A 9,621-nucleotide genomic window follows, 5' to 3' on the forward strand; every position below is an offset into this window, starting at 1 on the left:
CCGTTCGAGCGTCCGAACGAGACCACCGGCGGCCCCGCGGATCGCGACGCCGACCCGGGGGACACCGCCTTGGCGTGAACCGGCGGAGGCACCCCTCAGCGGCGGAGACCGGGCCCGCCGGACGCCGCTGATCCCTTGTGACGTCACGCGTCAGTAGCCCACGGGGCATCACGCGGTGCCTGATCTGGTGAGCCGTACGAGTCGGACCCCGCAAATGATCTTCGTGGCAGGACGCATGTCCGATGGGTTGTCTAAACCGATTTAAACGGGCAGGGTGCACACGACGATCTCCCCTGAAGTGCCGATCGCCCGCCGGTCCTGCGACCCGCGGCGCCGAGCTGAACGTGAGGGAACCCATGTCCGTGCCCCGAAGAACACTCCTCGCCCTTGGCGCGGCCGCGACCGTGCCGGTCGCGGGCGGGCTCGGCGCGTTTCCCGCCGAGGCCACCGCCGCGCGCCCCCGGCGCGGCCGGCCGCTGGCCAACCTGGACCACCTCGACTTCCTCGGCGACACCGTCAGGCCCGCCCGGCAGGCCGGCCACGACACCTACCGGCTCGACGAGGAGCCCGCACTCGGCACCCTGTGGACGTACGCCGACCGGCAACAGGACGGCTCCTACCGGCGGATCGGCGGCGGCACCCACGACCCGGAGACCGGTTACTACGAGCAGGGCGCGTTCAACGCGGACGACGTGGCCCGCGCGGCCGTGGTGTATCTGCGCCACTGGCGCGGAACGGGCGCCGCCACCAGCCGGCGGTCCGCCTACGAACTGCTGCGCGGGCTGTGCTACCTCCAGACCACCGACGGCCCGCACGCGGGGAACATCGTCCTGTGGCAGCAGGCCGACGGCACCCTCAACCGCAGCGCCTACCCGCCCGAGACCCCCGACCCCTCCGACTCCGGTCCCTCCTACTGGCTTGCCCGCCTCATCTGGGCCCTGGGCGAGGGGTACGCCGCCTTCCGCCGCGCGGACCCCGCCTTCGCCCGTTTCCTGCGAGCCCGCACCGACCTCGCGCTGAACGCGCTGGAGCGCGACGTGCTCGCCCGGTACGGGACCTGGGAGGTCGCCGACGGCCGACGGGTGCCGGGCTGGCTCATCACCCATGGCGCGGACTCCAGTTCGGAAGCCGTGCTCGGACTCACCGCGTTCGTACGGGCGGGCGGCGGTGGCCGGGCCCGTACCGCGGCGGCACAACTGGCCGAGGGAATCGCCGCGCTGGGAGCCGGCTCCGCCGGCACCTGGCCGTACGGCGCGATCCTCCCCACCGCCACCTCCGTCTCCCAATGGCACGCCTGGGGCGCGCAGATGCCCACCGCCCTGGCCGCCGCGGCGGACGTGCTCGGACGGCCGGAACTGCTGACGGGCGCCGTCGCGGACACCGCGGGTCTCACCCCCGAGCTGCTGACCGCCGGCGGCTGCGACAACGGCTGGCTGCCGGCGCCCGTCGACCGCACCCAGATCGCGTACGGGGTCGACGCCCGCCTGAGCGCCCTGCTGGCCGTCGCCGAGACCGGCGGGCACCCCGGCCTCTACCCGCTCGCGGCGCTCACCGCGGCCTGGTACTTCGGCGCGAACGCGGCGGGCGAGGCGGTCTACGACCCCTCCACCGGCATCACCTTCGACGGCGTCGCACCCGACGGCGAGATCAACCGCAACTCCGGTGCCGAGTCCACCATCCACGGCCAGCTGTCCATGCTCGCGCTCGACTCGCTGACCGGCCGCGCGGCCGAGGCCACGCTCCTGCGCCTGGAGGGTGTCGAAGCGCGGGACGGGCTGCGCGTACTGGAGGCGGAGGACGGGCGCCTGGCAGGCTCCGCGAAGGTGGTGCGCCCGGATTCCGCCTGGACGGGAGAGTCGCGGTACAGCGGCGACGCGTACGTCGAACTGCGGGACGGGGACGGGATCTCCTGGACGCTGCCCCGCGGGGATGTGCCGCTGCTGGTCTCCCCGGTCGTCAACCTGGTACCCGAGCGGGACGCGGGCACGACGGTCTGGCACAGCGCCGCACGTACGGCCGGCCGCGTCGATCACGGCGCCGGCGGCAAGCAGGGCATCAGTGCGGCGCCGGGCGCGCTGCTCCCCCGCTCGCTGTCCCGCCTGATGGCTCCCGGAGCCGAACTGCGCTGCCGGGCCGAGCAGGTGGGGTCCGGCCCGCTCCGGGTGGACGCCCTGCTGGTCCGGCCGGCCGTGGCGCGGCTGGTGCTGAAGGGGCCCGGGGGCGGCCTCGCCCTGCTGAGCAACGGGGACGGGAGGCCTCGTACAGTCGAGGTCTCGCCGCCGGGGAGCGGCCCGGTGACCGTCGAGCTGTACGACGACCGGGCCCGGGCCCAGGGGCGGCACACGGAGAACGGCTCACGGGTCCAAGTGACCGTTCCCGCCTACGGGTTCGCCGTCGCGCGGCGGCGCCAGAGCGAGGATCAGTGACCTGACCACCAGGCACAGGGCCGAGATTCCGAAGAGGGCGACGGTGATCAGCAGCCAGCGGCCCAGGAAGACGCCCGCCTCCAGGCCGGTGTAGGCCGAGTAGCGGGCGACCTGATTGAGGATCAGCGGGTACCAGACGAGGAGCAGCAGGAGGGAGAGGAAGGCGGGCACCCGGACGTAGTTGATCCGTCCCCGCCCCGCCCGGGCCGGCCGGGATCCGGCGGGTGAGCGTCGCCGCGAGAGGGCTTGCAGCGCGCGGTCGGTGAGCGTGTACAGGGGCAGGAACAGCAGGTCGTGTACGAGCGCCGCGCCCACGAACCAGAGAGCCACCCAGAGCGGGTCCTCCTCCAGCAGGCGGATGCCGGCGTACGCGGTGAGCGCGAAGGAGCACAGGACGAGGAGCAGGTGCAGGGGCGAGTCGCCGTAGCGTGCGCGCAGGCCTTTCATGAGGTTGCTCCGAAGGTCAGCCGGGTGACCCATTTCGTGTTGTGGACGCCCGGGTTGGCCGGAACGATGATCCGCGCCGGGTAGCCGTGGTCCGGTGACAGGTCGGCTCCGTTGACCCGTAGCGCGAGCAGTGACTCGGAATCGCGGACCTGGTTGTCGCGCAGCGCCGCCGAGCGGAACGACCCGGAGCGCTGCGCGGACTCGACGAACACGCCCGGCGGCGAACCGCGCAGCCCGACCAGGGCCGCCAGGGTCGCGAGCCGCACGCCGCTCCACTGCTGTTCTCCGGTGGACCACCCCTCCACGCACGCGATGGGCAGCGCGGCCGTGTGCTGAGGCAGTTCCAGCACCTGCTCGCGGGTCAGGACCATCTCGCGGCCCTCGGTACGCACGGTGAGCCGCCAGGCATCCGAGATGTCCCGGGCCCGGATGCCCACGCCGGCCGCGGTCTTGTTGATCTGGAAGCCGTTGGGCCCCGGTCCCGGGTCGCGGCCGTGCGGGGCCAGCAGCGCCGTTCCCCGCAGGGAACCGCCGATGCTCTGACCCGCCGTCACGGCCAGCAGCACCAGCGAGCCCGCGCCCACCATGCCCAGCGCGCCGCGCCGCGACATCGTGGCCGGTGCCGGGCGCGGGGAGACCAGGCCGGTCCCCTCGTCCGACGGCTCGGGTTCCGTACGTGCCAGGGGAGTTCGCAGTTCGGTGCGCAGCCGGCGGTTGCGCAGTGCCCGCCACATGACCGGGATGCGGAACGCGATGTGGACGACGAAGGCGCCGATGAAGACCCAGGCGCCGTAGAAGTGCAGCGTGTAGAAGGAGCCGGGGAAGATGTAGTGCAGCTGCGTGTCCAGGATGCCGGTCACGAACTCGAACAGGGCCCCGCCGACGAGCAGCAGCAGGGACAGCCGCTCGATCGCGTGACTGGGCGAGCGCAGCGGCGGCCAGGTGAACAGCTTCGGGATCACCGACCAGAGCTTGGCGAGCAGCACCGGGATCAGCACGATCCCCAGCGTGACGTGAACCCCTTGGGTGAGGCGGTAGAGCCAAGAGGGGCTGGTGGGCCAGGAGAAGAGGTAGAAGTCCAGCCAGCCCACGTCGGTCTTCGTGTCGTTGACCGGTGAGAGACCCGGGTTGTAGGCGACGTAGGAGAGCAGCCCGGTCACGAACAGCACGATGATGCCGCCGAGCAGGATCAGCCCGAACACCGACGTCAGCCACGGCCCGCGCAGCGGGCTGCGCCAGAACTCCGGCCGGGTCGGGCCGGGCGGCGGCCGCTTCCCCGGCGCGGCACGGAGTCCGGAACGGGGTGCGGGCGGGCGGGCACGGGAGTCATCGCCGTGGTCACTGGCGTCCATGCGGGTCCCCTCGACGGCGGCCGGGCGGCCCGGCGGCCACCGGATCGACCGTATGCCGCCTGCCCCGCCGTCGCCCGTGACCCGCCGTCGGGGTCACCGGGACGTCACACTTGCGCCCGGAGAATGCCCTAGCGGAAGGCCGCCTCGCCGGTCAGGGCCTGCCCGATCACCAGTTGGTGCACCTCGGAGGTCCCCTCGTAGGTGAGCACCGATTCGAGGTTGTTGGCGTGCCGCATGAGCGGGTACTCCAGGGTGATGCCGGCGGCGCCGAGGAGGGTGCGGCATTCACGGGCGATGGCGATGGCCTCCCGTACGTTGTTGAGCTTGCCGAGGCTGACCTGCTCGGGCCGCAGTGTGCCTGCGTCCTTGAGCCTGCCGAGGTGCAGTGCCAGCAGCATCCCCTTGCCCAGCTCCAGCGACATGTCCGCGAGCTTGGCCTGGGAGAGCTGGTAGGCGGCCAGCGGCTTGTCGAAGATCTCCCGCTGCCGGGCGTAGTCGATCGCGGTCTCCAGGCAGTCGCGTGCGGCGCCGAGGGCGCCGAAGACGATGCCGTAGCGGGCCTCGTTCAGGCAGGACAGCGGACCGGACAGGCCGGCCGCTCCGGGGAGCACCGCGGACTCGGGCAACCGCACGTCGTCCAGTACGAGTTCGGAGGTGACCGACGCGCGCAGCGACATCTTCTTCTTGATCTCGGGCGCCGAGAACCCGGCCGTGTCCGTCGGTACGACGAACCCGCGAACGCGGTCCTCGGTCTGTGCCCACACCACGGCGACGTCGGCGACGGACCCGTTGGTGATCCACATCTTGCTGCCGTTGAGCACCCAGTCCGAGCCGTCCCTGGTCGCGCGCGTACGCATGCCGGCGGGGTTGGACCCGAAGTCCGGTTCGGTCAGCCCGAAGCAGCCGATCGACTCACCGGCGGCCATCGGCGGCAGCCACCGCTGCTTCTGCTCCTCGCTGCCGTGCTTCCAGATCGCGAACATCGCCAGCGACCCCTGGACCGAGACCAGCGAGCGCAGTCCGGAGTCGCCCGCCTCGAGCTCCATGCAGGCCAGTCCGTACGCCGTCGCGCTGGTCCCGGCGCAGCCGTAGCCCTCAAGGTGCATTCCGAGCACGCCGAGCGAGCCGAGCTCCCTGGCCAGGTCGCGGGCCGGGATGGCACCGGCCTCGTACCAGTCGGCCAGCTTCGGCTTCACCTTGTCCTGGACGAAGCCGCGCACCGTGTCGCGGATCGCGCGCTCCTCGTCGCCGATCAGCGCGTCGGTGCCGAACAGTCCGAGCGGGGTCTGGGGTGTCACGGGGGGCACGAAGATCTCCTCGTTACCGAACAGCGTTAGTTTCTTTTCCGCTACGCTAACCTGACAGCGTTAGGTTTGCCAAGGAGTGACAGATGGCCCGTCCCAGGTCTCCGCTGCTCAGTCGCGCGCGGATCCGTGACACCGCACTGGATCTGATCGACGCCGAAGGCATGGACGCACTCTCCATGCGCAACCTCGCGCTGCGCCTCGACGTGAAGGCCGCTTCCCTCTACAGCCACTTCCCCACCAAGGACGCCGTCCTGGACGCGGTGGCCAACCTGCTCACCCAGCAGGTGGACACGTCCGGATTCGAACACGGCTGGCGCACCGGCCTGGAGACCTGGGGCAGGTCCTACCGGGCGTCCCTGCGGGCCCACCCCAACGCCGCCCCCGTGGTGGCCGCCGGCACCGGCCGGCGCGAGGACTTCCTCAGCATGGCCGACGCCGTGCACGGCGGCCTCGTGGGGGCCGGCTGGCCGCCGCGCTACGCGACGATGATCGCCGCCTCGGTGAAGTACCTGGTCATCGGCGCGGCCACCACACCCTTCGCCAGCGGCTTCGCCGACGACACCCGCGTCTACCTCGACCGCTACCCCAATCTGGTGCAGGCCCACCTCATCCGCGGCCACGCCGAGGAGATCGACAACGACAGCTTCGAACTCGCCCTGGGCTGCCTGCTCACCGGCCTCGAACCGCTGTACCTCTCGGTGGCGCAGTCCCCACGCTGAAGCACGTCAGACGGAGTCGGCCACCCCGTCCAGGTGTGGCAGGTAGTGGCCCAGGCGCTCGCGCTTGGTCCGCAGGTAGCGGATGTTCTCCGCGCCCGGCGGCATCAGCAGCGGGACCTGCTCGGCGATCTTTATGCCGTGCCGCAGCAGCGCCGCGCGCTTGAGCGGATTGTTCGACAGCAGCCGTACGGAGCGCACCCCGAGGTCGTGCAGGATCTCCGCCGCCACCCGGTAGTCGCGGGCGTCGACGGGAAGTCCGAGGGCGAGATTCGCCTCGACCGTGTCCAGCCCCTCCGTCTGGAGCTTCATCGCCCGCAGCTTGCCCAACAGGCCGATGCCACGCCCCTCGTGACCCTGGAGGTAGATGAGAATGCCGCGCCCTTCGCTCACGATGGCGCGCAGCGCCGCGGACAGCTGGTCGCCGCACTCGCAATGCGTGGACCCGAATGCGTCTCCGGTCAGGCACTCCGAGTGCACCCGGGTAAGGACCTCCTCTCCGCCCTCTCCGCCCTCTCCCCCGATGTCGCCGTATACCAGCGCTACTTGCTCATCGCCACCATTGCCGTCCAGGTAGCCGACGGCCAGAAAATCACCGTGCACGGTGGGCAACGGGACATTCACCACTCGTTCGGCACCGGATAGTTGAGCACTGCCGTCGATTACGACATCACTGTCCGTCATGGCCGGATCCTACCGCTGTCGCCAATCACAGAGCGGTATACGCGAACAATGACAAAGAAACGGCAACCAGGCGCCCGTTTCGTCACGTTCGACCGGTGAGCGGCGGGCGGCCGCGTAACCTGCCTCCCGCGGGTGCGCCCGCGTTCAGCCCGACACCACGAACGAAAGGCCTCGCGGACATGAGCGGTTCGGGAACGAGTGAGACGGCCGGGACGGCCGCCGGCCTGTTGCCGCTGACCACCACCGAGGATGCCGGAGCGCTGCCGGCCGGTGCGGCCGTCCTGCCCATCGGCAGCTTCGAGCAGCACGGCGCCTTCCTGCCACTGGTCACCGACACGGTCATCGCCTGCACGATCGCGCGTGAGGTCGCCGCCGCGTATCCCGTTCACCACCTCCCGCCCGTCACGGTCTCCTGCTCGCACGAGCACGCCGCCTGGCCGGGCACCGTCAGCATTTCCGCCGCGACTCTTTATGCCGTCGTACGGGACATCGCTGAATCACTCCGCCGCTCCGGTGTCGGTACCCTGATTCTGGTCAACGGGCACGGGGGAAATTACGTACTGCGCAACGTGGTTCAGGAATCCGCCGGCGACGGAATCCGCATGGCGCTTTTCCCGGGCCCGGCGGACTGGGACGCGGCACGGATCCGGGCCGGTGTGCGGACGCCGTCGCACAGCGATATGCACGCGGGAGAGGTGGAGACGTCCATCCTGCTGCACGCCCATCCCGAACTGGTGCGGCCCGGCTACGAAACGTCCGATTGCCTTGCCGATGACCGGAAGCATCTGCTCAGCCTCGGTATGCCTGCGTATTCGGAGTCCGGCGTCATCGGCCGCCCGTCCCTGGCATCCGCCGGGAAGGGAAGAGAATTGCTGGCCGGACTGGTCGAGTCCTTCGGTGAATACCTCGCACTCCTGGCCCCCGGAGAGGGGGCGTCATGACGGGGCGCGGCGCGAAGGACCGTACCGGCGACGGCGTGCTGAGCGCGGAGGAGGGATGGGACCGGCTGCGCGGCATCCGGTCCGCGGCGGACGCGCGGGCCGCCGGGCTGGTACGGGACACGGAGGGCGTACGGCGCTGGGTGCAGGACGCCTCGCCCGGGGCGGAGTTGCTCGCCGACCGCTATCTGCCGTTGTGCCTGGCCGGTCCGCGCCTGGTCTTCGCACAGCTCGGGCAGAGCCTGGACGGTTTCATCGCGACCCGTACCGGCGACGCCGACTACGTCACCGGTGAGGAGGACCGTCTCCATCTGCACCGCCTGCGGGCGCTCGCCGACGCCGTGCTGGTCGGGGCCGGCACGGCCGTCGCGGACAACCCACGGCTGACGGTGCGCGCCTGTGCGGGGAGCAACCCGGTACGCGTGATCCTCGATCCGGGCGCCCGCGTACCGCTGCGGCACCGGGTGTTCACCGACGGGGCCGCGCCGACGCTGTGGGTGGTGTGCGCGGACAGCGACCCCGGACCGGCCGTCCCGGCCGACGGCAGTGTCGGCGGCGGCAGCGACGGCGGCAGCGGCAGCGGCGTGGAGGTGCTGACGCTGCCGGACCGGGCTGCGTTCGCCCCACGGCGGCTGACACGGACGCTCCAGCAGCGCGGCCTGGGCCGGATACTGGTCGAGGGCGGCGGCATCACCGTCTCCCGCTTCCTGCACGAGCGGGCACTGCACCGGCTCTACGTCACCGTGGCACCGGTCCTGCTCGGCGACGGAATACCGGGGCTCCGATTCGCCGGGCCCCGGGTGATGCGGGACGCGCTACGTCCGCCGGTCCGGCGCGCCGGCCTCGGCGAGGACACGCTCTTCGAGTTCGACCTGCCCACGCCCGGGGACGACCCCGAACCCGGGACCGGCGCCGGGCCCGGCGCCGGCCTCGTCCTTGGCCCTGGTACGGAGGCCGGCGGCCCAGCGGCCCAGGAGCACGCCGACGCCGGGCATGCTCGCGACGAAGCTGAGCACTCCGTACACCACGGCGACGGTCAGTCCCTGGGCCGCTCCTAGCCCCGCGGCGCCGAAGGCCCACGCAGTGACGCCTTCCCGCGGGCCCCAGCCGCCGACGTTCAGGGGCAGCGCCATGGCGACCAGCGCCAGCACCATCAGGGGCAGCAACTCGGCGGCCGGCGCCGTGGATCCGGCGACCCTGGCGGCGAGCAGGAACGTGCCCAGGTGTCCCGCCAGCACCACGACGGAGGAGATCAGCACTCCGGGCCAGCTGCCGCGCGCCAGCAGGCCGAGGCGCGCCTCGGCCAGTGCGGCGCGGACCGCCCGGCGCCATCGTGAGCTGCCGGTCCTCCCCTTCCGCGAGCGGAGCCGGACGGCGACCGCGACCGTAACCGCGGTCGCCAGACCGCCCAGCAGCGCAACGGGCGGTACACCACCCGGCATTGCGGCAGCGAGGTGCCGGACCTGGGCCGCCGCCGGAGAGGGCAGGGCGAGCAGCACGGCCACACCGACGGCGAGGAGAGTCACCTGACCCGCTGCCCGTTCGAGCACCACCGCGCGGACGCCCCGGCCGACGTCGCCGGCCCGCTGCCCGTGCCGTACCGCGCGGTGCACGTCGCCGAGAACGCCGCCGGGCAGCGCCGCGTTCAGGAACAGGGCACGGTAGTAGTCCCCGACCGCACCGGCCAGCGGCAGCCGGAGCTTGAGGCCGCGGGCCACCAGACACCAGCGCCAGGCGCTGCAGACGGTGGT

The 9,621-nt window shown here is 71.9% G+C and carries 8 protein-coding genes and 1 pseudogene; 4 read left to right on the top strand and 5 right to left on the bottom strand.

All coding sequences use genetic code 11. The annotated features are described in order from the left end of the window. Positions 1 to 362: 362 nt before the first annotated feature. The gene (locus ACRDP3_RS10440) at positions 363 to 2,426 is read left to right on the top strand and encodes a hypothetical protein (protein ID WP_431516592.1); all 2,064 of its coding nucleotides are present in this window, start codon (positions 363 to 365) and stop codon (positions 2,424 to 2,426) included. Here ACRDP3_RS10440 and ACRDP3_RS10445 read toward each other — a convergent pair. The 3 genes from ACRDP3_RS10445 to ACRDP3_RS10455 form a co-directional block, all read right to left on the bottom strand. Then, positions 2,355 to 2,873: a hypothetical protein gene (locus ACRDP3_RS10445; protein ID WP_431516593.1), complete on the bottom strand. Its 519-nt coding sequence runs from the start codon at positions 2,871 to 2,873 to the stop codon at positions 2,355 to 2,357. The two genes, ACRDP3_RS10440 and ACRDP3_RS10445, sit on opposite strands and share 72 nt — an antisense overlap. Then, the gene (locus tag ACRDP3_RS10450; RefSeq protein ID WP_431516594.1) at positions 2,870 to 4,225 is read right to left on the bottom strand and encodes a molybdopterin-dependent oxidoreductase; all 1,356 of its coding nucleotides are present in this window, start codon (positions 4,223 to 4,225) and stop codon (positions 2,870 to 2,872) included. The genes ACRDP3_RS10445 and ACRDP3_RS10450 overlap by 4 nt, the downstream gene beginning before the upstream one ends. A gap of 128 nt (positions 4,226 to 4,353) precedes the next feature. Next, a complete protein-coding gene (locus tag ACRDP3_RS10455) occupies positions 4,354 to 5,532 on the bottom strand; it encodes an acyl-CoA dehydrogenase family protein (protein ID WP_431516595.1) in 1,179 nt (392 codons plus the stop codon). Positions 5,533 to 5,615: 83 nt separating this feature from the next. Here ACRDP3_RS10455 and ACRDP3_RS10460 point away from each other — a divergent pair, with 83 nt between their 5' ends. Then, the gene (locus tag ACRDP3_RS10460) at positions 5,616 to 6,251 is read left to right on the top strand and encodes a TetR/AcrR family transcriptional regulator (RefSeq protein ID WP_431516596.1); all 636 of its coding nucleotides are present in this window, start codon (positions 5,616 to 5,618) and stop codon (positions 6,249 to 6,251) included. A gap of 6 nt (positions 6,252 to 6,257) precedes the next feature. On the opposite strand, the gene ribA is transcribed toward ACRDP3_RS10460, so the two are convergent. Next, positions 6,258 to 6,932: a GTP cyclohydrolase II gene (gene ribA, locus ACRDP3_RS10465; protein WP_431516597.1), complete on the bottom strand. Its 675-nt coding sequence runs from the start codon at positions 6,930 to 6,932 to the stop codon at positions 6,258 to 6,260. 179 nt (positions 6,933 to 7,111) lie between these two features. Between ribA and ACRDP3_RS10470 the strand changes: the two genes are divergently transcribed. Together ACRDP3_RS10470 and ACRDP3_RS10475 are read left to right on the top strand one after the other, a co-directional pair. Further along, complete coding sequence (locus ACRDP3_RS10470) at positions 7,112 to 7,873, top strand: creatininase family protein (RefSeq protein ID WP_431516598.1); 762 nt, start codon at positions 7,112 to 7,114, stop codon at positions 7,871 to 7,873. Next, a pseudogene (locus ACRDP3_RS10475) lies at positions 7,870 to 8,577 on the top strand (RibD family protein); the annotation flags it as partial. The gene ACRDP3_RS10470 and the pseudogene ACRDP3_RS10475, both read left to right, overlap by 4 nt. 108 nt (positions 8,578 to 8,685) lie before the next feature. Here ACRDP3_RS10475 and ACRDP3_RS10480 read toward each other — a convergent pair. Then, positions 8,686 to 9,621 (bottom strand): lysylphosphatidylglycerol synthase transmembrane domain-containing protein (locus ACRDP3_RS10480; RefSeq protein ID WP_431516599.1); only part of this gene is annotated, 936 nt, incomplete at its 5' end.

Source organism: Streptomyces sp. (genome assembly GCF_050698815.1).
Classification (GTDB): Bacteria; Actinomycetota; Actinomycetes; order Streptomycetales; family Streptomycetaceae; genus Streptomyces.